17 protein-coding genes and 1 other RNA gene are annotated in these 24,249 nt (G+C 51.1%); 16 read left to right on the forward strand and 2 right to left on the reverse strand.

Going from position 1 to position 24,249, the window contains the following annotated elements:
* The first annotated feature begins 997 nt into the window (after positions 1-997).
* Positions 998-1,636, forward strand: coding sequence for a hypothetical protein (locus tag K9N57_04290; GenBank protein MCF7803387.1), 639 nt, complete (start codon positions 998-1,000; stop codon positions 1,634-1,636).
* A gap of 51 nt (positions 1,637-1,687) precedes the next feature.
* On the opposite strand, the gene K9N57_04295 is transcribed toward K9N57_04290, so the two are convergent.
* Together K9N57_04295 and K9N57_04300 are read right to left on the reverse strand one after the other, a co-directional pair.
* Positions 1,688-3,088 carry a sodium:glutamate symporter gene (locus tag K9N57_04295; protein MCF7803388.1) on the reverse strand — a complete coding sequence of 467 codons (1,401 nt, stop codon included), beginning with the start codon at positions 3,086-3,088 and terminating at the stop codon, positions 1,688-1,690.
* 791 nt (positions 3,089-3,879) lie between these two features.
* Positions 3,880-4,737 carry a fumarylacetoacetate hydrolase family protein gene (locus K9N57_04300; protein MCF7803389.1) on the reverse strand — a complete coding sequence of 286 codons (858 nt, stop codon included), beginning with the start codon at positions 4,735-4,737 and terminating at the stop codon, positions 3,880-3,882.
* Positions 4,738-5,079: 342 nt separating this feature from the next.
* Between K9N57_04300 and aceE the strand changes: the two genes are divergently transcribed.
* From aceE to alaS, 15 genes are all read left to right on the forward strand, one after another.
* Positions 5,080-7,761, forward strand: a complete 2,682-nt coding sequence (gene aceE, locus K9N57_04305; protein ID MCF7803390.1) for a pyruvate dehydrogenase (acetyl-transferring), homodimeric type — start codon at positions 5,080-5,082, stop codon at positions 7,759-7,761.
* 316 nt (positions 7,762-8,077) lie between these two features.
* Positions 8,078-9,418: a 2-oxo acid dehydrogenase subunit E2 gene (locus K9N57_04310; GenBank protein ID MCF7803391.1), complete on the forward strand. Its 1,341-nt coding sequence runs from the start codon at positions 8,078-8,080 to the stop codon at positions 9,416-9,418.
* A 92-nt stretch (positions 9,419-9,510) separates the two neighbouring features.
* Positions 9,511-9,951, forward strand: coding sequence for a four helix bundle protein (locus K9N57_04315; GenBank protein ID MCF7803392.1), 441 nt, complete (start codon positions 9,511-9,513; stop codon positions 9,949-9,951).
* Positions 9,952-10,040: 89 nt separating this feature from the next.
* Positions 10,041-11,459 carry a dihydrolipoyl dehydrogenase gene (gene lpdA, locus K9N57_04320; protein ID MCF7803393.1) on the forward strand — a complete coding sequence of 473 codons (1,419 nt, stop codon included), beginning with the start codon at positions 10,041-10,043 and terminating at the stop codon, positions 11,457-11,459.
* Between the two features lie 158 nt (positions 11,460-11,617).
* An RNA gene (gene ffs, locus K9N57_04325) (signal recognition particle sRNA large type) lies at positions 11,618-11,879 on the forward strand.
* A gap of 196 nt (positions 11,880-12,075) precedes the next feature.
* On the forward strand, positions 12,076-13,818 hold the full coding sequence (dnaX, locus tag K9N57_04330; protein MCF7803394.1) for a DNA polymerase III subunit gamma/tau: 1,743 nt from the start codon (positions 12,076-12,078) through the stop codon (positions 13,816-13,818).
* A gap of 339 nt (positions 13,819-14,157) precedes the next feature.
* Entirely contained in the window at positions 14,158-14,493 is a 336-nt protein-coding gene (locus K9N57_04335) for a YbaB/EbfC family nucleoid-associated protein (protein ID MCF7803395.1), read from the forward strand.
* Positions 14,494-14,496: 3 nt separating this feature from the next.
* Complete coding sequence (gene recR / locus K9N57_04340; protein MCF7803396.1) at positions 14,497-15,090, forward strand: recombination mediator RecR; 594 nt, start codon at positions 14,497-14,499, stop codon at positions 15,088-15,090.
* A complete protein-coding gene (gene pgsA / locus K9N57_04345; GenBank protein MCF7803397.1) occupies positions 15,090-15,716 on the forward strand; it encodes a CDP-diacylglycerol--glycerol-3-phosphate 3-phosphatidyltransferase in 627 nt (208 codons plus the stop codon). Before recR ends, pgsA begins: the two co-directional genes overlap by 1 nt.
* Positions 15,717-16,190, forward strand: a complete 474-nt coding sequence (locus K9N57_04350) for a phosphatidylglycerophosphatase A (GenBank protein ID MCF7803398.1) — start codon at positions 15,717-15,719, stop codon at positions 16,188-16,190.
* Positions 16,187-17,416, forward strand: a complete 1,230-nt coding sequence (locus K9N57_04355; protein ID MCF7803399.1) for a competence/damage-inducible protein A — start codon at positions 16,187-16,189, stop codon at positions 17,414-17,416. The genes K9N57_04350 and K9N57_04355 overlap by 4 nt, the downstream gene beginning before the upstream one ends.
* 258 nt (positions 17,417-17,674) lie before the next feature.
* Entirely contained in the window at positions 17,675-18,226 is a 552-nt protein-coding gene (gene thpR / locus K9N57_04360) for an RNA 2',3'-cyclic phosphodiesterase (protein MCF7803400.1), read from the forward strand.
* A gap of 839 nt (positions 18,227-19,065) precedes the next feature.
* Positions 19,066-20,118 carry a recombinase RecA gene (gene recA / locus K9N57_04365; GenBank protein MCF7803401.1) on the forward strand — a complete coding sequence of 351 codons (1,053 nt, stop codon included), beginning with the start codon at positions 19,066-19,068 and terminating at the stop codon, positions 20,116-20,118.
* Positions 20,119-20,717: 599 nt separating this feature from the next.
* Complete coding sequence (locus K9N57_04370) at positions 20,718-21,344, forward strand: RecX family transcriptional regulator (GenBank protein ID MCF7803402.1); 627 nt, start codon at positions 20,718-20,720, stop codon at positions 21,342-21,344.
* A 232-nt stretch (positions 21,345-21,576) separates the two neighbouring features.
* Complete coding sequence (gene alaS, locus K9N57_04375; GenBank protein ID MCF7803403.1) at positions 21,577-24,225, forward strand: alanine--tRNA ligase; 2,649 nt, start codon at positions 21,577-21,579, stop codon at positions 24,223-24,225.
* Positions 24,226-24,249: the final 24 nt, after the last annotated feature.

Consider the following 24,249-nt stretch of genomic DNA (forward strand, 5'->3'; position numbering starts at 1 on the left):
TATATCGAGATCTTCTATAACCGCCAGCGGAAACACTCCACCCTCAACTACCAAAGTCCGGAACAATATGCACAGATGCTCCACAACCAAGCCGCCTAACTACTTCGGGTGTCCATTTTATTGTTGCAACTCCAGGGAACGGGTTTTTCACGCTAGGAAAGCCCTGTTCCCCCTCTCTTCGAAGAGAGGGGACCCAGGGGGTGAGTTGAATCAGACGCTGCGAATCCCAAATACTGAGTGAGTTTAATAGTCATAATTTTTTTATGGCTATTAAGTTACCCCATGAACATAGAGGAACGATTAGCCCTTTTCTCCCAATTGGATATAACGTAACCTTTTGTAATTCTTGAACGTAGAGACGTGCCATGGCACGTCTCTACAGAAGAAGAAATCGTGACTTGCGCTGTATTTTCTACCAAGTGTTCTGTCATCCTGAGTAGATTAAATAAACATAATTTTTTTACCCGCAATTAGTTATCTGTCAGTTTTTTCATCCAGTCAATCCTGTTAATCCTGTCTAAAAGATGTCGTTTGATGGGAATCAATTCCTCCGGCGGATTAAATGCAGGGCATACAGGTACTCATCTTTTTCCTTGATCGGCAAAAAAAACGATATTATAAACACAGTTCAATTGTACAATTCCGGTTATATTAGAACTTTCGTAGCAGTCAACGACGGAGCCATTGTATTAGTATCAGAATTTTCCAAACTCTATAGAGTATGAGAAGTATCTTCCGGAATATTGAGTGAAGCGATGCCGGAACCAATAGAGTTATAAAATAAAAACTTACTTATATCTAAATTCGAAGATCTGCGAAGATATGGCCTGTCTCTTGGTTAACATAATCTACTAGTCTTGCGGGCCAATGTGATAACCAGGTGTTGATGGTCGTCAATGCTGCTGCGGGATTGTCCTGTGTAGTTGTCTCATTTCCTGAATAGATGAAATGCTAAAAACTAGAGTAGCGATTTGAAAAATTCATTTTGGAGCATACTATGTTGAAACTTTTGAAATTCCTTATAGTCCCATATTTGGTTTTATTTTTAACAAGACCCTGTGTCGGAAATGACGACTATACCTTTGGAATAAAAGCCGGGCCAACCATCAGCAGAATGGCAATGCTCGATGGATATAAATGGGCCAAGCATGAGCACCGGTATCCCCTGGGAATGTCAATCGTTGGCACGGTCGAAACGCCAATCTCTCACATCTTTCATTGGGGAGGAGCGTTTGGATATTATTTTTCAAACCAAAAAATCCAGATCACTGAAATTGATAAAATTAACAATTCCTACACATTTCACTTTTTATCGGGTTCTATTTATACCAGAGTTGCGAATCTTCTACCACTGAAGTTTGCTTTCCTGGGTGGAGTAGGAATTGATTATCTGGTTCAAGCTAAGGGGGAGCTGTTCAATGCTTCATATGGAGCATTATTAGTACAAGATGAAATAACCGATGAATTTCCTAGGTTTAACCCGACTATCTGGTTCGGGATTAGAAAACCTTTTAAAGTAAAATTTGGACAACTGTATTTTGAACTAACCGGCCAATTAGGATTAAGACGATATAACCATAATAATTTACGTTGGAATAATGTAGGTCTCTCCCTCTTAACAGGCGTACAATTTTAGTTCAGCAGATTTTTCCACTATTGGTGCGCTGTGAAGAAATTTTTACTTTAGTTATTCCGCCGGTTTCTGCTTCTTAAAGCTTAAAAACCCAATCAAATGCCAGATGCCCCAAATCAGGCCCAGGTACCCGATCAAAATTCCCAGGGTGACCCAGTAACCGAACAGGGAGTTCCCGAAGACATTCATCGGCACGTTCAGGACGATGAGTAGCGGGAAGCCGGTGAGCAGGGCAACGCCGCTGCCGTAGACCAGGTCTTCCGCCACCGGCGTCCGGAACTCCGGATCGGTGACTCTCACCAGCACCAAGCCGGAATTGATGGTGCCAGTCATTTCGCCGAAAATGCCGATGAAACGCTCGAAGTGGTTATCGTCGAACGCGCGGTACTGGAGCCACCGGCAGAGGAAATAACTTCCGATCCCGCCAGCTGCGGACATCAACACTAGCGGCAACCAGTATTGTCCGACGATGACCAGCGAAATGGCCGCAATAGCGCCGACGACAAGATAATCCACGAACACCCCCGCCGAGCGGGTCATAAGGCCGGCATCAATGAGATAACTCTTTTTGGTCATATCCATGACCTTCCGGAAACCGATGGAGAGGAGGTTCCCCAGCACGAAGTGGAACGACCAAAGTGTGCTGGTAAAATCGTGGAGTCCGGCAGACTCCATAAGTCCCGACAGGAAATAGACCAGGGCATAGGTCAGCAGATAGATAAAGCCGATGAGTCCCAGCTGGAAGGCATACGGCTCGATGGCTTCCGTGGAAAGCGTCAGCCGGCCGGCGACTTCCGGTTCCTTGTCCTGCACAACGCCGATCCGCATATCTCTGGAGATCCCTTCCATCCCGTCGATGAGTTTGGTCTCCCGGCGTTTAATCCCGATCTGGATAAGCCAGATTCCGGCGAAATAGGCGATGAGATATCCGATGGCCGCAAAGGTAAGTCCGACGTTCCCGCCGCCGACAAACCCGAACGCCTCCCAGGAGTGTCCCATGGTATACGCCACGCCGGGGCCCATCCCGTATCCGAGGGGCAGCAACAAGCCCATCCCGGCGAACAGGTCAGGCATTACCGTGTAAATCAGAATTAAAGCGATCGCCAGCCCGAGGATCCCCTGGATGAGATAGTTTGATACAAAGGCCAGACCGGTGCTGATGGGCCCCTTGCCCCAATCAGATTTCTCCTCCCGGAGACCGATGGCGATAAACGTGAGCGCCAGGAGGTGATACACGTACAGGCCCAGGCGATCGCTGGTGATATCCGTAATCCCCAGGATCTGGGGTCCAACGATCAATGCCAGAAACCCCGCCACGATATTGTTCGGGATAAGGAACTTCTGGAAGAAAGTCACATAGCGCCGCAAAATGGTTGCGATAACCAGGAACAGACTCAGCAGACCAAAATCTATAACCACGTCCTTCAAGTTGACGGTAAGATCCCAGGCGTTCACGGGGTGCTCCTTTCAAGATTGGTGGAATGAATCGTGACGTTGAGTGGAAACGAAATTTCGGAGATTCTGGCTGAGAAAGCAACTGATTCTATTACTGCCCCTGTCGATGACCGCTATCAGCGTCGCCGACAGTTGTTTATAGCAAAGTGCCAGCTTGCATAAAGAGGGGGGAGGGGAGTTCCTTTTGATTTTTCAGATTAAAACAAGAGGGCACATTTTTATACACACTCCGCTCATCGTGAATTGGCAGTTGGAGTCACGACTCCGCCTTTGAATGAGATTCAAAGGCTACATTTTAGCCTCGCAATCTCATTGCGAGGCGGGATTCATACCGCTTTACGAGATTCCTCGGTGCGTCCCTGAGCCATCAGAAACATACTCGGAATGACTAATATTTTCTCAATACCAAATGGTAAAAGTATCACCAGTCATCCTGAGCGAGTGGAGCGAGTCGTCCCAACGGGATCCCTTCGGGGAAGGATCTGGTAATTATACCTTTAGAGCCCGAATGGCGAGATTCCTCCTCCAGCAGCTGCCAGACTCAGTCGGAATGACTCATCAATGAAAAAAACCTCGCCTTTGAATGAGATTCAAAGGCTACATCAATAGCCTCGCAATCTCATTGCGAGGCGGGTGGTCATGCCGGGGGAGAAAAACTCGCGAGATTCCTCGGCTCCCCCGGTAAACCGGGGTCGCTCGGATAAGCTCCCTCCGCCGTCGGTGATCGCTGTAAGCGTCGCTGACGGTTGGGCCTGCAAACACCGCGATAGATTATAAACAATGGTGGGAAGTCACTGAATTGTATTTCCCAGCCGACCCAGTCCATCCGCTGCGACAGTCACCCGGTCACCCGGGTGGAGGATGCGGCGGGATTCTTCTGCGGACTGCGCCGGGCTAAAGGCCAGCACCTCTCCGGAGTGCAATTTTCCATCTTTGCTTGTTTCGGCAATGATTTTCGGGAGGGTCTGTAACAAGTTTCCCCAATTACCATTGGATATGGATAAATTATTAATCATTACATTAACATCGAAGCTGTTCCCATCCGGATCAAATTCGTCTATTGTCACCAGCCACGGCCCGACTGAAATGGCAGAGCATTCGCTGTTCGCATCGCTGAGATGCACCCAGGTCAGCAGGCTCAGGCCAACAATATGGGTTATGGCATCCTCTGCTGAGAGATCCTCTCCCGGCTTCCAGATGATTGCAGCGATGGCGTAATCGAAGGTCAATTGAGTTTCCTCCGGTGCCTTGAGCGTATCGCCAGGACTGATGAGCTCGGGAGATTCCAGTTTGAACAGCAGAGCTGGGCTCAGCATCTGTGTAGAATCCGAAGCGCTAGTCCCTTCATTGGAAATAGGCATCTCTGGCAATCTGTACACAGTAACCGATGGCGGAGCAGGAATTGGCGGAAGTAGTGTCGCCTGGCCAGCGGGGAAGTACAGTTCCGGTCGCCTCGCAGGAGTTGTGCTTTCGAACATGTCAACAGCGATTGGATGAAAGTCATCGAACCGGGCGACAAACTCTGGTAGCGTTTCCGGTATGGTGGTATTGCCAAATGATCTGGCTGCATTCGGAATGTCGAAGATCCGGCAGTCCGAGCTGAAACCACAGGAGATTAAACCGTCTCGCATGTACGAAATATATTTCATAGTATGCTCCGTTCTACATGGAAATCTCTGCAAAAAGGGAGGTCAGATTCAGTGCCTGGGAATCATAATACATTACTTGCTTTTTGTTCAAAAGGCAAGCGGACAGATGTCAGGTCGACCCGCCGGGGAATACCAGGGGCAGATGCGAAAAAATGTTCATTGCAGGTTGGTTTCGGCGTTTGCTCCTATCTGTGAAAATAGTTACATTTTGTGCTCAGATGTGGAACCTAACAAGAAAATATATCAGATTTTCGACCGACCGGTTAAAATCCTGTCGTTCTTTTAATATTCCTGGTTATTTATATTTAAATCTGTCCCTAACAACATGAGGTAACGACCCATATGAGTAACAACAATTCTGAAGCGCAGCAGTATAACGAAGTTGAACGGCGTGAATGGCTGGAATCGCTGGATTACGTTCTGGAGCATGGCGGCCCGGATCGGGTTAAGCAGCTATTGCAGGTCATGGAAAACCGGGCATACGAGGAAGGAGTCCGGCTTCCGTTTACTGCGAATACGCCGTACGTCAATACCATCCACGTGGACGAGCAGCCGCCATTCCCTGGCAGCCGGGAAATTGAACGCCGCATAAAAAGCCTCTGCCGCTGGAATGCCATGGCCATGGTGGTCCGGGCGAATAAAGAGGAAGACGGCATCGGCGGGCACATCTCGACGTATGCGTCGTCTGCCACGCTATACGAAGTCGGATTCAACCACTTTTTTCGCGCTAGTGAAGACGGCTACGGCGGCGATCAGATTTATTTCCAGGGACATGCCTCGCCGGGAATGTATGCCCGGGCGTTCCTTGAAGGGCGCCTCACTGAGACCCAGTTACGAAACTTTCGCCGGGAGTTGCGAGAGGGCGGAGGCGTCTCCTCCTATCCGCATCCCTGGCTGATGCCGGATTTTTGGCAGTTCCCCACGGTGTCCATGGGACTCGGGCCGATTCAGGCTATCTATCACGCCCGGTTTATCCGCTACCTGGAAGACCGGGGACTGAAGGAACCGGACGATCACAAGGTCTGGGCGTTTCTCGGCGATGGCGAAACGGACGAGCCGGAAACGCTGGGAGCTATTTCGCTGGCCTCCCGGGAGAACCTGGATAACCTCATCTTTGTGATTAACTGTAACCTCCAGCGTTTGGACGGGCCGGTACGTGGCAACAGTAAAATCGTACAGGAACTTGAAGCCGTATTCCGTGGCGCCGGTTGGAATGTAATTAAAGCGCTCTGGGGTAGCCAGTGGGACCCCCTTTTCGAAAAGGATGAAGACGGCGTTTTGAGTCAAAAGTTGCTGGATATCGTGGACGGCGAATCCCAGAAACACAGCATTGAGTCCGGTGATTATATTCGCGAGCACGTCTTTGGCGGTGACCAGCGCTTACAGTCCCTCGTTGAAGATATGAGCGACGAGGAACTGGAGAAGATGAAGCGCGGCGGACACGATCCGGAAAAGGTTTACGCCGCGTATAAAGCCGCGGTGGAACACAAGGGATCGCCGACTGTGATTTTGGCGAAAACGGTCAAAGGATATGGCCTCGGCGAGAGTGGTGAAGGCAAGAACATCACCCACCAGCAGAAAAAGCTGAACGAAGAGGAGATGAAGGAATTCCGGAGCCGGTTTGCCATCCCGCTCTCCGATGATGACGTGGCCAAGATGCCGTTCTACAAGCCGGATGACGATTCGCCGGAGATGGAATATCTCCACGAGCGGCGGAAAAAGCTCGGTGGCTATCTGCCCAAGCGTAATACGGAAGCTCCGGAGCCATTGGACGAGCTAGATCCGGAAATTTTCAAGGAATTTCACGAAGGCACCGAGGACCGGGATGTGGCCACGACTATGGCATTTGTCCGAATCCTGGCTAAACTCCTCCGGAACAAGGATATAGGGAAATACATTGTCCCCATCGTGCCGGACGAGGCGCGAACCTTCGGTATGGAAGCGCTGTTTCGTCAGGTAGGCATCTACTCCCATTCCGGACAGCTCTATGAACCGGTTGATGCTGATACTCTTCTGTATTACAAAGAAGCCAAAGACGGTCAGATCCTGGAAGAGGGCATCACCGAGGCCGGTTCCATGTCCTCGTTCATTGCGGCTGGGACGGCGTACTCTAATCACGGCATCAATACTATTCCGTTTTTCATTTACTACTCGATGTTCGGATTTCAGCGAATCGGGGATTTGATCTGGGCAGCCGGCGATTCCAGAGCCCGCGGATTTATGGTCGGCGGGACTGCCGGTCGCACCACGCTGAACGGTGAAGGCTTGCAGCATCAGGACGGTCACAGCCATCTGCTGGCATACCCGTTACCCAACCTGAGAGCTTACGATCCGGCGTTTGCATTCGAACTGGCGGTTATTATCGAGCACGGTATCAAGGAGATGTACGTCGACCAGAAAAATGTGTTCTATTATCTCACCGTGGAGAACGAGCCGTATCCCATGCCGGCGATGCCGGACGGTGCTGAAGAAGGTATCATTAAAGGATTGTACAAGTTTAAAACGTCCGGGAAAAAGAAGGCCAACCATCACGCGCAGCTCATGGGCAGCGGCGCTATCATGAACAAAGTCATTAAGGCTCAGGAAATCCTGGAGGAGGACTATGACGTCGCAGCCAACGTCTGGAGCGTCACCAGTTACAAGGAGCTCCATCGGGACGCCCTGGATGCCCAGCGATGGAACATGCTGCATCCCGAAAACGATGAGCGCGTGCCGTACGTAACAGAATGTTTCTCCAGTGAAAAAGAGAGCGTTTACGTCGCCGCCTCAGATTATATGAAAGCGCTTCCGGAATCGATTGCATCTTGGATCCCGGGGCGACTGGTATCGCTGGGAACAGACGGATTCGGCCGCAGCGATAGCCGTCAGGCCCTTCGTGACTTCTTTGAAGTGGATGAGCGCTACATTGTGGTGGCAACGTTATACGGGCTCGCCAAAGAAGGGAAAATCGAGATGGCCGAGGTCAAAAAGGCCATCGACGATCTGGATATCGATCCGGAAAAACTGAACCCTATGATTTCGTAAACTGAGAGGTATAGGGCATAAGGTGATAGTGCATATGGCGTGTTGTTTTTATTCCGCTCTCCTGGTCTGATTTAAAAGGAGAAGGGAATGCGGAGAAGGCAGAAGGGTAAATAGATAAAAGAATACGGAAGGAGCGGTATTGGCAATTTCTAATTATAATGTGAGATTTTGTTGTTTCTCCCTGCTCCTTTCTCCTTTTTCCATCCTTCACTATTTTACGCAATACGCGGTACGCAATTTTCAAAATTACGGAGACAAGAGATTGCGCGAGCATCTATTCTTGATTAAAAATACAGCATAACAAAGGATTACCCACATGGCACAGGAATACAAACTTCCCGAACTCGGTGAAAACGTCGAATCCGGCGATATCGTTGGTATACTGGTCGCGGAAGGCGATTACATAGAGGAAGACCAGAATATCCTGGAGATCGAAACGGACAAGGCAGTCATTGAGGTGCCGTCTTCCATAAGTGGCACAGTGAAGAAAATTCATATCTCAGAAGGTGATACCGTCGAAGTCGGCGCCACAATTTTTACCATAGAAGAGGGTGACGCCGCGGCCGAAGCGGAGACCGACGAGGCAACCGAAGAGAAAGCAGAGCCGGAGAAAACCGAGAAGGAGCAGGAGGGGGACACATCCGAGGAGCCAGCGGAAGAAGAACCTGAGCCGGAACCCGAGCCGGAAGCTGCAACCGAAGCGGCTCCTGCTGAAAAGCCGGAAACAGTTGAAACCGCTGGCGGGCGGAAACTCGTACCGGCAGCACCGAGCGTCCGGCGTCTTGCCCGGGAAATTGGCGTGGATATCGCCGAAGTGCCCGGAACCGGCCCTAAGGGACGCATCAGCAAGGAAGACGTGAAAGCGTTTTCCAAGAAATTGCACAAAGAACGCGGAACCGCCGGTGGCGGTGGATTTGCCATGCCGTCCGAACCGCTACCGGACTTCGAAAAGTGGGGCGAAGTGGAACGGGAAGCCATGAGCAACGTCCGGAAAAGCACCGCGGAGCATATGGTGGCGTCGTGGACGCCGGTACCGCACGTGACCCAAAATGATGAGGCCGATATCACCGAACTGGAACGCCTCCGGAAGCAGTGGGCAAAACGGGTGGAAAAAGCCGGCGGAAAACTCACAGTGACCGCAATCCTGTTAAAGGTGGCAGCCGCCGCCTTAAAGAAATTTCCGCAATTCAACGCCAGCATCGATATGGAGAAGAAGGAGATTATCTATAAGAAGTATTACCATATCGGCGTGGCCGTGGACACGGATCGCGGTCTGCTGGTACCGGTGATCCGTGACGTGGATCAGAAGAATATCGTTGAATTATCAGCGGAACTCTCCGAAGTCGCCGAAAAAGCCCGAAACCGCAAACTCGGCCTCGAGGACATGAAGGGCGGATGTTTCAGCATCTCCAACCTCGGTGGCATCGGCGGAACGTCGTTTACCCCGGTGGTCAACAGACCGGAAGTCGCCATACTTGGCGTTTCCCGCGGTAAACGGAAACCGGTCTACATAGACGGCGAATTTGTTCCCAGGATGATGCTGCCGCTCTCGCTCTCGTACGACCACCGCATCATAGATGGCGCCGATGCGGCGAGATTCACCCGTTGGATCTGCGAAGCGCTGGAGGAGCCATTATTGCTGGCGCTGGAAGGATAGGTTTTTTCTTAATCCTAATCTTACTCTTAATCTTAATCCCCGTGATGAGATGAGGTTACGATTTACTCAAACTGCTGAAAAGGTGAAATACCGTGAAATCACAAGATAAAGGCAAGCCCGTTAAGAGCAGGACGTATTTTGATCATGAAAAACTCAAGGTATATCAAATATCTCTAAAATTCCTTGGTTGGTTGGAAGAATTATTTCCCGAACGTCCAAAAGGAAGAGCTGTCATAAAGCAACTCGATCGTGCAGCCGTTTCTATTCCATTGAATATTGCTGAAGGTAACGGTAAATACACCCAGTCAGATCGCTGTAATTATTTTGATATAGCCAGAGGCTCGGCATTAGAATGTGCCGCCAGCCTTGATGTGCTCGTCGCTCAGGGGATTAAGGAGTTGACTGATATTGAATCCGGGAAAGGTATACTACGATCAATCGTTTCGATGCTTGTGGGATTGATAAAAGCGAATTCAGATCGCGTTCATGATCCGTTAGATGATGTTTACGCCAGTGATTTTGATGAAGCATAAAAGATAACAGCGATTATGAGTAAGATTAGGATTAAGATTAAGAAAAAACGATTGAGTTTAATAATTGTAATACGATAGGATTATAATCGATGGCAAATAAATCTACTCAGCTAGCAGTCCTCGGCGGCGGGCCCGGCGGATACGCCGCGGCGTTTATGGCCGCCGATCTGGGACTGGACGTGACAATGGTTAATCTGGAAGAGAACCCCGGCGGTGTCTGCCTGTATCGGGGATGTATTCCGTCCAAGGCGCTCCTCCATGTGGCGAAAGTGATTACTGAGTCCAGAGAAGCCTCCGAGTGGGGGATTACATTCGACGAGCCGGAGATTGACCTGGACAAGCTGAGGTCATGGAAGAACGACGTAGTGAGCCAGATGACCGGCGGACTCAAAACCCTCAGCGGGCAGCGAAAAATCACCTATATCCAGGGACGCGGACAGTTCACCGGCCCAAACTCCATGAGCATTGAAACTGATGATGGCGAAAAAACTCTGGAATTTGAACACGCTATCCTCGCCACCGGTTCGGTGCCCGTAGAAATCCCCGGACTGTCGCTGGATGACGAGCGAGTCATGGACTCCACCGGAGCGCTGGAACTCCCGGAACTCCCGGGGAAAATGCTGGTCATCGGCGGGGGATATATCGGACTGGAACTGGGACAGGTTTACAGCGCACTTGGTTCGGAAGTCTCTGTAGTGGAAATGATGTCCAATTTGCTACCCGGCGCGGATCAGGATCTGGTGAAACACGTGGCGAATCGAGTCAAAAGCCAGTTCGTCGATGTTATGACCGACTCTAAAGTTACTGAGATGAAAGCCCAGAAGAACGGCATCAAGGTGACCATCGAAGACAAGGACGGCGGGCAGCAAAACAAGATTTACGATCGGGTGCTGATGTCAATTGGACGAAAGACGGTCACCGACGGACTGGGACTTGAGAACACTGCCATCGAAATTGATGACAACGGATTCGTCGTCACAGACGAACAGTGCCGGACGGCGGAGGACTCCATCTTCGCCATCGGTGATATCGCCGGCGAACCCATGCTGGCGCACAAAGCATCCCACGAAGGCATCGTTGCTGCCGAGGTTATCTCTGGCGAAAAGGCGGCGTTCGAGCCGTACGCCATTCCCGCAGTCGTGTTCACCGATCCCGAGCTGGCGTGGGCCGGACTCACCGAATCTCAGGCAAAGAAAGAGGACATTGATTACGAACTGGCACGATTCCCATGGGCAGCGTCTGGACGCGCAACCACATTGGGCCGCAGCGACGGCATGACCAAACTCCTCATCGATCCCGAAACCGAGCGCATCCTTGGAATGGGCATTGTCGGGCCCGGCGCCGGTGAGCTGATCGCCGAGGGAGTGCTGGCTATTGAAATGGCCGCCACTGCCGAAGATCTGAAAATGAGCATCCATCCCCATCCGACTCTTTCGGAGACGGTGATGGAATCCGCAGAAGTCTTCTTTGGGCACAGTACGCATATTTACCGGCCGAAGAGGAAATAAATCTCTGTAAAACTGAAACGTAGCGCTTGAAGTCCTGGTATCGGGACTTTAAGCGCTTTTCTTATTTAGAGCCGTTACTCTCCGCTTGAATCTGGAACGGGGAGGGAATATATTCATCTGTTGCAGAGGAATTGAAGAGAGATTTTTGACAACTGAGGCTGTGCTAGACGGGGCGGTAGCGGTGCCCTGAACCTGCAACCCGCTATAGCAGGGTCGACGGCCGGGATGAGGATTGCCGACCTGGGCGGTTTGCGGTGAGCGGTGTTGAACACTGGAGTCCTGCGCAATAGGAAAATGCCAAACCCCGTCAGGCCCGGAAGGGAGCAGCGGTAGGCATCGTACTATGTGCCGCAGGGTCACTCCGGTGGAGCTGGCTGCTGTAAAGCGTTCAGCCACCGGCGGTTCGAACCTGGTGCACAGCCTTTTTTTATATTGGGGCTGAAGCCCCGCATTTGATATCGATTGAATAATTTGAATTATTAATGGTGAATTTTACAAACAACTCAACTCCATCCCTCCCAAAGGGGTGAGTTGTGTTTTATGTTCGACCTCTAATGACTATGGAATTTATATTACTTTGAAAACCACACCATCTAACCAGGAATAATAACCTCACATGGCCTATCAAGTCCTGTCCAGAAAATGGCGGCCTCAGAAATTCGAAGATGTCATCGGCCAGCAACATGTGACGTCCACACTGCAGAACTCCATCGAGCAGGACAGGCTCGCCCACGCCTATCTGTTTACCGGGCCGCGTGGCATCGGGAAGACGACGACGGCACGTATCCTCGCAAAATATCTGAATTGTAAAAATCCCAAAGATCTGAATCCGTGTAACGAGTGCAAGAACTGCACGGAAATCACAGCCGGACGGAGTTTTGATGTCCGCGAGATTGACGGCGCGTCCAATACCGGGGTGGACAACATCCGGGATCTCAGGGAAGAGGTCAAGTATCCGCCAACGGACGGCGACTTCAAGATCTACATCATCGATGAGGTACATATGCTCTCCACCTCGGCGTTTAACGCGCTGCTGAAAACCCTGGAGGAGCCGCCCTCACACGTCAAGTTTATTTTCGCCACCACCGAACCGGAAAAAGTCCTGCCGACCATCATCTCCCGAACCCAGCGGTTCGATTTCAAACGGATCCCCTTACCAAAGATTATCGGGTTGCTGAAGACTATCTGCGAGTCGGAAGACGTGGACATCAGCGACGGAGCACTCACACTTATCGCCCGGAAGGCCGACGGCAGCATGCGGGACGCCGAGAGCCTGCTGGATCAGGTGATTTCGTTCTCCGGCGAGGAAGTCACCGACGAAAGCGTCGCCAGCATCCTCGGTATCGTCAGTTACGATCTGTATTTGCACCTCAGCGAAATTTTGCACGAACACGATGTCTCCGGTGCGCTGGATCTGATATCCGAAGTCATGAGTGCCGGGTATGACCTGAGCGAATTCCTGGACGGCCTCTCCGACTTCTGGCGGAACCTGTTGGTGCTGGACTCCACGGACGATTACTCGCTGCTGGACGTCCCGGACAGCTACCGGGAAGAATTCGAATCAGCCGCTGCAGAATACGACTCCCGGGATCTGTTGCGTCTGCTGAATCTAACTCTCTCCGCTCAACAGCAGTTTCGCGATGCCCGGAGCCATCGCATCTTTGTGGAGAACTTTCTGCTAAAACTGGTACACTTTACTGAGAGCATCACTCTGGATCAATTGGCAGGCGACGGGAAGGGGGGAAGTCCTCCGGAATCAACACCCTCCGAAAAACAAACTGAAGAATCCAAATCATCGAAATCTTCCTCAGGGACCACTTCCAAGACCCGGCGGAATATCGGACAAAAAAAAACTAGACTTCCTGGCTCAGAAGACAAATCCGGGAAAGTATCCGACAAATCAGGGCAGAAATCCGCCAATCCAACAGGGAAATCCGGACAAAACCCCGGAAAACCGGCTGTTGAATCAGCGAAAAAGCCGGAAACACAGGAATCCAAGGCATCAGAGACCCTGCCGTTAAGTGAATTTCAGGAGAGATGGCCGGAGTTCGCGGAATTTGTCCACGAGAACAAGCCCATCCTTGGAGAATACCTGAGCGAGTGCGTGCCGAATCGGGCTGAGGGTAAGGTTTTGAGCGTAGTATTCGATACTTCAGCGAAATTCCACATGAAGAGCATAGAGCGGAAGTCCAGACAGGTGGAGAAACTCATTAAAAAATTCTTCGACGCAGAAGTCCGGTTCAAGTGCCTGCTGGGTGATACCGGGAAAAAGTCGGAAGATGACGAGGGGGAAGATATCATCGACGATCCCATCACGCAGGCGATCATCAGCAACTTCGATGGGGAAATTATTAACTGAAATACTAATTGCACGCAGATGAACGCAGAAAAAACGGATTACCACAGATAAATTTGAAACTCAAAACAGAAAATATTTTTTTAGCCGCGAAGGAACGCGAAGAAAGCACAAAGAACAGAAAGAACAAGTAAACCAATGAACGAACATCATCCCAATCTCAGGTGCTACTAATATGTAATGCAATCCATTTATAAGCCTATGAACTCAACCATTGACCGATTTTAACTGGAACACTGGAACACATGAACACTTTAACACTACGATACCGAACGGTAAGAATCTATATTGCCCGAGTCAGAAATCAATAATTTAGAAAACAAAAGAGGGGTCAGAAGAAATATGGCAAAAGGCGGAATGGGCAACCTGATGAAACAGGCACAGAAAGCCCAACAGAAAATGGCAGAAGCACAGGAACAGCTCGGCGACATTACGGTCGAGGGTACGGCCGGCGGCGGTATGGTCACCGTAACAGCCAACGGCAACCAGGAGATCCTGGAAGTGGACATCGAGGAAGAAGTGATGGAAGACGATGTGGAGATCCTGGAAGATCTGATCGTGGCGGCCGTCAACCAGGCGCTTGAGAAAGCGAGCGAGGCCGCGCAGGAAAAGATGAACGAAGCCACCGGCGGACTGCTGGGCAACCTCCCGAAAGGGATGAATATCCCGGGACTGTAACCCATGCAGGGAATCCCCGAGTCGCTGCAGCAGCTTATTGACGAATTCAAAAAATTCCCCGGCGTTGGGCGGAAGACCGCCCAGCGGTTGGCGTTCCACATTCTGAAGGTCAACCGCGAAGACGCCGCATCCCTGGCCAACGCCATCCTGGCCACAAAGGATAACATCAAATATTGCAGCCAGTGCTATAACATCTCCGAGGCCGATCCCTGTGAAATCTGTGAAGATCCCAAGCGCGATCGCTCGGTGCTGTGCGTGGTGGAGGACGCCATGGATGTCATCGCCATCGAGAAGACCAGCGAGTACCGGGGACTGTATCACGTGCTTGGCGGACTGCTCTCGCCGCTTGACGGCGTCGGCCCGGACGATCTGAATATTCAGGGCATCGAAAATCGTCTGGACGAAGTGGAGGAGGTCATCCTGGCCACCAATCCCAGCGTGGAAGGGGAGACCACGGCGCACTATCTCACGAAACTATTAAAATCCAACGATGTGAACGTCTCCCGGCTGGCGCGGGGCATCCCCGTTGGCAGCGACGTGGAGTACATCGATGAAGCAACGCTGGCACGGGCGTTAGAAGGTCGAGTGACAGTCTGATGGCAAACGGTTCGTTGCCGCATCCCTTTGTGGCGCGGCTCCCCAATATTCTGACCTACCTGAGAATTCTCCTGACTCCTGTATTCCTGATACTGATTTTTTCCGCAGGATACGTGAACCACATTTTCGCGCTTCTCGTATTTATCATCGCCTCAACCAGCGACGCATACGACGGGTATATCGCCCGTAAATACGATATCGTCACCGAGCACGGTAAGTTTGTGGACCCGCTGGCGGACAAGATACTCGTCCTTTCGGCCTTCTTTGGCTTCTGGTATCTCGACCTGTTTCCGTTCTGGATGCTCGCCATTATCATCCTCCGGGATGTCGTCATCACTGGGCTCCGCATGTGGATGATTGTCCGGGAACAAACAATGGAAACCAGCATCTTCGGCAAATCCAAAACCGCCGTCCAGATGACCGCCATCTACATCCTCATCGTCTTCGTGACCATCCGCGGCTGGGAGCTGTTCGACTTCCTCAGTCCCGCTCTCATGTGGATCTACACCCACAACATCCTCTGGTGGATGATGCTTGCCGTCTCGCTCCTCACCGCAGCATCCGGCATCCACTACCTTAAGGTCAATTGGGGCACCATTAAACAATTCGTAGCAAGCCAGTCGTAGATGTCCGCACCGTCGAGCGACTCGTGGACTGACCGGCTGAACCTTCTCTTTGCCACAGTCGGCGGCTCCGGATTACTGCCAATAGCTCCGGGGACGTGGGGGAGCCTTGTCGCAGCCATTATATTCTGGTTACTCCCAGAGATGCTCCCAGCGATGGAACTAGCGATCATCGCCCTGCTGCTTCTGCTGGGTGTCTGGAGCAGTGCCGTCGTCGAGCAGCGGAACGGAATCACCGATCCCGGCCTCATTGTTATCGATGAACTCGTTGGAATGTGGATCGGATTGCTCTTCCTGCCAAAAACATTTGTACTCTACTTGTTCGCCTTCCTGATCTTTCGTATATTTGACATCGTGAAAATTCCGCCGGCCAAACAGCTGCAAAACCTCCACGGAGGATGGGGCGTGATGCTCGACGACGTGGCCGCCGGATTATATACGCTCATTCTCATGCAAATCGGACTCGCCATTCTGTGAAATCAGCGCTCCTGAACATCGGAAACGAACTCCTTTCCGGCGCCACGGTGAACACTAACGCCGCGTGGCTCGGGAGGACACTGTTGTCCATCGGACATCCGGTGTCGCAAACTCTGGTAGTCAGCGATTCCAGAGATGCAATCCTGGACGCGCTTACTCATCTTTGGGAATATCATGACATTATTATCGTCACCGGTGGACTCGGCCCCACTCACGATGACATCACCGTGTCAGTCGTGGCGGAATTTTTTGGCAGCGAACTGGAATTTCATCAGATCACATTCGACGCGCTCGAAAAACGATTGAGTGAACGGGGAATCGAGGTTACTGAGCGCCATCGCCAGCAGGCGACCCTGCCAATCGAAGCAAAGGTGATTCTAAATCAGGCCGGTACCGCCTCGGCGCTGCATTTCGATCGAGATAATAAGCACCTGTTTTGCCTCCCAGGCGTGCCACACGAGATGCGCCACCTGATGAGCAACAAAATTCTGCCGTTTCTGGAAAATCTGAGCAGCGAACATTACAAGACTCAACTGTTTCGTACAATTGGGTTGCCCGAATCCCGGCTATACGAGGACGTGAAGGATATCATTGAGCCGCTGCAGGAGGGCGCCGTGGCATTCCTCCCTCAGATTTACGGAGTCGATTTAAGGCTGATTGAGAAAAATGACAACTTGGAGCAAGGATTTCTCCTCGAAATCTCAGAACAAATCCGGAAACGAGTTGGAGAGAACATTTATGCGGAGGAGGATATCCCACTGGCACAGGTCATCGGCAACATGCTCCGGGAGCGGGACATGACCCTCGCCACGGCGGAGTCGTGTACCGGCGGACTCCTGGCGGATATGATTACCGATATCCTCGGCAGCTCGGACTACTTCCTGGAGGGATTCGTCACCTACAGCAACACCGCCAAGATGCGCGATTTGGGCGTGCCGGAAGAATTGATTCAGCATCATGGCGCCGTCAGTGAGCCGGTTGCGAAACACATGGCGCTGGGTGCGAAAAATGCCACCGGAGCGGACGCGGCACTCTCCACCACCGGCATCGCCGGCCCCACCGGAGGAACGGCTGAAAAACCGGTGGGACTTGTCTATATTGGCTGTGCGGTGGATGATAATGTGACGGTAAAACGCTACCGGTTCTCGGATGAACGCCGGCTGAATAAACAACGCTCGGTGTACGCAGCGTTGAATTTGTTACGGGGTCAGATGCAAAAGATTTAAACCATACATATTCTGTAGAGACGTTTCATGAAAAGTTTCTACAGAAGAAAATTATGTAATGATGCTATCAATAACCTCACCCCCTCCAAAGGAATCCCTAAGGGAAAACCCCTCTCCTCCAATGAGGAGAGGGCTTAAAGAACGGATAAAATTTAGGAAAGGCATGAAATCTTTTTGCTCTCCTCCCTTTGAGAAGGAACGGGACAGAGAGTGAGGTTAATTGACTTCTGTCGACGGTAATTTAAGCATAGAGGAACCATGCAACGTATATTTTTCGCCATCCCGTTAACGCAGGAAATTAAAGACGTGTTGGCAGACGTGCAGAATCAGATGCAGGATCTGCCGGGGCGACTCAAATGGGTGAAGCCGGGGAGCACGCATCTGACGCTGAAATTCGTCGGCGAGGTGGAGTACGGCAAGCCCACGGAATACGCGGATGCAATCCGTGAGCTAAATTTACCGGAACCGTTCACCATCACCCTGGGAGATACCGGCGTCTTCCCGCATCCGAGGAAGGCACGGGTGCTCTGGGTTGGACTGCAGGACTCCCCCGAACTGGCATCCATGGCCAACGATATCGACGACAGGCTGGAAAAGGAGGGCGTCAAACCGGAAACCCGGGAATTTCACGCCCACCTTACCGTCGCCCGTGTCAAAGGCCGCGGGCTCCCCGGGGAAACACTGAATACTTTTTTGAATCTGGAGATTCCGGATGTGTCGATGGAAGTGGACGCTGTGGTGTGCTACGAGAGTGACCTGCAGCCGAGTGGAGCGGTTTATAGTGTGTTGGAGACAATCCCCCTAAAATAGGATCTCCCTGATAGAATCAATTAACTACTTTTGCGATGCTATGGAACTGAGGATACCATATACTAACCCTGTTACCCCTTTTTTCTTGAGACTTGTATGGAATACCTGGACATCAAAAAAGGGGTAGAAAAAATCAAGCCTCAAAGAGATCCCTACGGGAGAAACTCAGAACTCTCACCCATATATCGAATCATGGTCTTTCATAATTAACATAAGAGGAATTGGGAGATCATGAATTTCCTATCCGGGTGCTCAAACACTGAATCTCCAGAAAAAAACTATAACGGGTATTCAAGGCTATTTCGTCTCAATGCCCGCCGCACCGAGGAAACCGGTGCCGTTGTATGGGGAGAGTTTTATTAACTGCAGAATTAGAGGTGCAATCTAAATTGGAAAACCGATAATATGGTTTTTCGGTATTGGCATTCGTTTCTTAGAATTTCTGGCGGTTGACCGTCACCAAACCCAGCTGTTTGACGACGCGAAGCGGAGGAGTTCTGGGTTTGGTAGGGAAACCGCCGTAGAATTTCTTGAAACGGATGGCGTAACCGGATTTTTTCGCACTTTTTTCTAAAAAAAGTGCATTAGAAAGAACTCATGAAACCCATTGAATACTTCCGGAAAATTGTTAATTTCCACAACCATGATAGGTAGCCTTGGTGATTGTACCCTTCCGGAAGCACAGTGGTTATGAAGTTGTCACCTTTTAGATGAAATACACGAATAATTAAGAATGAAAAATGAAGAATGCAGAATGAAGAAGTAATAAGTGAGCATGGTGGATGGACAACGTGAACACCCGAACACCTGAAAACTATAACACTTTATAAGGAGAAACCATGGCAGACAATAACAAAGAAAAAGATAAGGCGGTCGAACTCGCCGTCTCGCAAATTGACAAACAATTCGGCAAAGGATCTATTATGCGTCTGGGTGAGGAGGGAGCCAAGGTGGACATTCCGGCTATCCCCACTGGATGTCTTTCTCTCGATGCGGCGCTGGGTGTCGGTGGATTCCCGCGTGGTCGTATAGCCGAAATTTACGGGCCGGAATCCTCCGGTAAAACGACACTGGCACTACACATCATTGCGGAAGCTCAAAAACGTGACGGATACGCCGCGTTCATCGACGCCGAGCATGCGCTGGATCCGATCTATGCCAAAAAGCTGGGTGTCGACGTGAACAATCTACTGGTATCGCAGCCGGATAACGGTGAACAAGCGCTGGAGATCACCGAAACACTTGTGCGATCCGGCGCTATTGACGTCATCGTTATTGACTCGGTGGCGGCGTTGGTACCGCGCGCCGAACTGGAGGGTGAGATGGGCGACGCCCACGTGGGACTCCAGGCGCGTCTCATGTCCCAGGCACTCCGGAAACTGGCCGGTGCCGTAAATAAGTCACACACTTCGGTTATTTTCATCAACCAGATTCGCGAGAAAATCGGCGTAATGTTTGGGAATCCGGAGACAACATCTGGTGGGCGTGCGTTGAAATTCTATACCTCTGTACGGGCGGATATTCGACGAATCGGTTCCATTAAAGATGGCTCAGACGTGGTGGGCAACCGCACCCGCGTCAAGATCGTCAAGAACAAGGTGGCGTCTCCATTCAAACAGGTAGAGTTCGACATCATGTATGGTCAGGGCATCTCGTACGAGGGTGACCTTCTTGATTTGGCTGTAGATGCCGACATCATAGAGAAGGCTGGCTCGTGGTACTCCTACGGAGAAGAACGGCTGGGCCAGGGTCGCGAAAACGCCAAGGATTTCCTCATGGAAAACGATGACATCCTGGAAGAAATCGAGCACGAGGTGAAGCTATCCCTGGGGATGATTGAAAGTGAGGAAGAGGAAGCCGAGACTGCGGAGAACGGGGAAGATGAGGAATAGGGATTAGGTATAAGGGTATAAGGGTATAGGGTAGGTGGTTCTTAATCCTAATCTTAATCGTACTCTTAATTCCTTTGTTTGTAGTTCGTAGTTTGTTGTTACCGCATTGTGAATTGCCCCGCATTTCCATGGGGAGATAAGAGAAGGGAAAAAGCCCCAAAGGGGCGCAATATGAATAGCCCCAAGCGGAGCCTGGGGACCATAAACGCGTATACAAGTAGAGCCCTGAAAGGGTGAAAGAATGGCTCAATTAAAGAATGATTAAATGAGGAATGGAAATCAAAGAATGCAGAAATGCTAAATTCCAACCGCAGAATATCCAACTCCCAATATCCAGGTGCCCAACTCAACACCCCGGTTGAAGAAGGCAAAATGAAAAATGAAGAATGAAGGCAATCACAGTGGAGAAGAAAAAAGAAGCCGAAAAAAATAGGTGCCGGCGACCGAGGACACCGAACTCATGGCAGGTTTAACCGATAACACTATAACACAATAACACGAAAACACAGGGTTTACCAGAACACTCGAACACCTGAACACTTTAACACCGTCGTTAAATCCGCGTTCATCTGCGTACTTTTTTTTGTATCTTTTCTTCCATGCAAGTCACCAAAATTGCCCAGCAGAAAAAAAACAAACGCCGCTATTCGATCTTCCTCGACGGCGAGTTCGGCTTTGGTATCCACGAAGCGATTCTGCTCGAATCCGGACTACACTCAGGGGATAAACTCACTCATTATGATATAGCAAAATTAGAGCATCAGGATGCCGTCTATGCAGCGAAGGAGGCGGCATTCAATCTGCTGAAATACCGTCAGCGAAGTGTTGGGGAGATGCGTTCGAGGTTATACAAGAAGGATTTCGACGACGCGGTAGTCGAGGAGGTTGTAGAACATCTGCTGGATAAGGACTATCTCAACGATGAGGAATTTGCGGAGACCTTCGCCGAAGATCAGCTCACCCGGAAAAACATCGGGCCAATACGGCTGAAGGCGGAGCTCTCCAAAAAGCGGATCCCTGATAAAATTATCGAGGACACCGTAGCGTCAATGTATCAAAAATTTAATGTTGTGGATCTTGCGAGGGAAGCAGCTGAGAAGAAAATGAGTTCCCTGCGCAACGTTGATTACGAAACTGCGTATCGGAGACTCACCAGCTATTTGGGGCGACGCGGGTTTCCCTGGGATGTGATCAATGAGGTGATAGATCTGGAAGAATGGGATTGAATTTAAGCCGGTACAGAAATACTTTTGTAGACTTGATGGGAAACGGAAAAAAATAGCACGCTGTCCCCGACAAGTCGGGGAACGCAGAAACGACAAGATTGACGCAGATTAAAAGAGAAATACAAAATGTTTTCCGAACTTTGTGATCTGTGTTTATCTGCGTTATCTCTGATATCTGCGTCATCTGCGTGCCATTATCTTTTAAATCTTTTGGAGTGATAATAAAACAGATATGATGACATCATCCGAAATTCGCCAATCGTTTATCGACTATTTCAAGGATCACGGGCACAAATTCGTCCGGAGCAGTCCGGTGGTTCCCATCGATGATCCGACGCTCCTGTTTACCAATGCCGGTATGAACCAGTTCAAGGGGATCTTCCTTGGAGTGGAGGATATTCCGGATCCGCCGAGAGCCGTAAACTCACAGAAGTGTATCCGGGTCAGCGGCAAGCACAACGACCTGGAGGAGGTGGGGAAGGATACCTATCACCATACCTTCTTCGAGATGCTCGGCAACTGGTCGTTCGGCGACTATTATAAAGAAGGCGCCATAGAATTCGCTTGGGAACTGCTTACCAAGGTGTGGGGACTCCCAAAAGAGCAGTTATACGCTACCGTTCATTATTCCGATGATGAGGGGCGGGATCTCTGGCCAAAGGTGACCGACATCCCGGAAGAGCGCGTCCTGGACTTTGGGGACAAGGATAACTTCTGGGAGATGGGCGACACCGGCCCCTGCGGCCCGTGTTCGGAAATCCATATCGACCGGGGCGAGGGCTATTGCGACAAGCAGGATGTGGAAGACCATGAGTGCTGGGTGAATAACGATTGCGCACGGTTCATCGAGGTCTGGAACCTGGTCTTTATTCAGTTTAACCGGGACGAAGAGGGCGACTTGCACGACCTCCCGAATAAGCACGTGGACACCGGCGCCGGTTTCGAGCGCATCGTGGCGCTTTTGCAGGAAAAGACTTCAAACTACGATACCGATCTGTTCATGCCGCTGATTGAGCACATCGAGGATTTGAGCGGAGTGAAATACGGCGACGGCCAGCAGGGAACGCCGCATCGGGTCATTTCCGATCACGTGCGGACACTGGGATTTGCCATCGCCGACGGCGCGCTTCCCTCCAATGAAGGACGGGGCTACGTCCTCCGCAGAATTCTCCGCCGTGCCGCCCGGTTCGGCCGGGAACTCGGCCTGAAGGATCCGTTCATCTACAAACTGGTGGATACCCTGGTCGGCAAGATGGAGGACGCCTTTCCGGAGCTCCGGGAGAAGCAGACTCACGTGGAGAAGGTCGTCAGGGCGGAGGAGGACTCGTTCAACGAGACTCTGGATCGCGGTCTGGAGATCTTTGAGTCGATGGTCGAGGACATGGAAGAGCGCGGTGAAACCGTGCTTCCCGGCAAGGATGCGTTTCAGTTATACGATACCTATGGATTCCCCGTGGATCTCACCCGGCTGATGTTGGAGGAGCGGAATTACGACATCGACATGGACGGCTTTCAGGATCATATGGAGGCCCAGCGGGAGCGCGCGCGACAGGCCGGGAAATTTAAGGGAGGCACAGAGGAAGACGTCGGTGACTGGATTTCGGTCTCCGAAGGCCCGCACTCGAAATTCGTTGGCTATTCGGAATACGAAGTCGATACCGTTGTGCGAAAATATCGCCATACCGATGAAGGTGCGGAAGTGGTGATGGAGACGACACCGTTTTACGCCGAGGCCGGTGGTCAAGTAGGCGACACCGGTGAAATCACTGGCGAAGGTTTTACCTTCCGTGTACAGGACACTCAGAAACACCCGGACGGCGAGACGTCTCTGCATCAGGGGGAATTTACCGAGGGCGACGAGATCACCGTACCGGAAGTCCACGTCAAAATCGACGTGGAAAAGCGGTTGCGCACCATGCGAAACCATACGGCGACGCATCTGTTACACAAAGCGCTGAAAAAGCACGTCGGTGAGCACGTGAATCAGGCGGGTTCGTTGGTGCATCCGGATTATCTGCGGTTCGACTTTACCCATTATGAAAAACTCACTCCCAAGCAGATCGAAAAGATCGAGCGGGAGGTCAACTCCAATATACTGAAAAATATCGCACTGGACGACCACGTCACCGAATTCGACAAGGCCAAAGAAGAAGGCGCCACGGCGCTGTTTGGCGAGAAATACGGTGATGAGGTGCGCGTCGTGCAAATCGGAGACTATTCCAAAGAATTGTGCGGCGGGACGCACACCCATCGCACCGGGGATATCGGACTGTTCAAAATCACGCAAGAGACTTCAATTTCTGCTGGAATGCGACGTATTTTTGCCATCACAGGCGATGCCGTGGAAGAGGAACTCCGGAAGAAGGATTCGGTACTTGAGGAAGCGCGTCAGCTGCTGAGTTCCCGCGTCGAAGAAATCCCTGAACGGATTGCCTCGCTCCAGGAGCAGACCAAACAGATGGAGCGGGAACTGGAGCAGCTTAGGCAAAAGCAGCGCGCTGAAAATCTGGATGACCTTATGGCGGAGGCGGAAGAAGTAAACGGCTACCGGGTGATCGCCAAGCGGATTCCGGATACCGATCGCGACGGACTGGAAAACTATGGGGATCTCCTGCGAAATCAGCTCCAGAACAGCGACGGCGGGGGAATCGGAATCCTTGGGACAGTTTACGAGGAGAAGCCGTTCGTGGTCTGTGTCGTCTCGGACAATCTCGTCGAGAAAGGCGTAAAAGCCGGAGACATCGTTGGAAAAATCGGGAAGGCGCTTGGTGGTGGTGGCGGCGGACGCCCACATCAGGCCACGGCCGGCGGCCGGGATACGGACAAACTGAACGGCGTCCTGGGCAACATCGAAGACTATCTCCCGGAGATAGAAAAATAAATACTAATTGCGCGCAGTCCCCGA

Source organism: Candidatus Neomarinimicrobiota bacterium (assembly GCA_021734025.1).
Classification (GTDB): domain Bacteria; phylum Fidelibacterota; class JAANXI01; order JAANXI01; family JAANXI01; genus JAANXI01.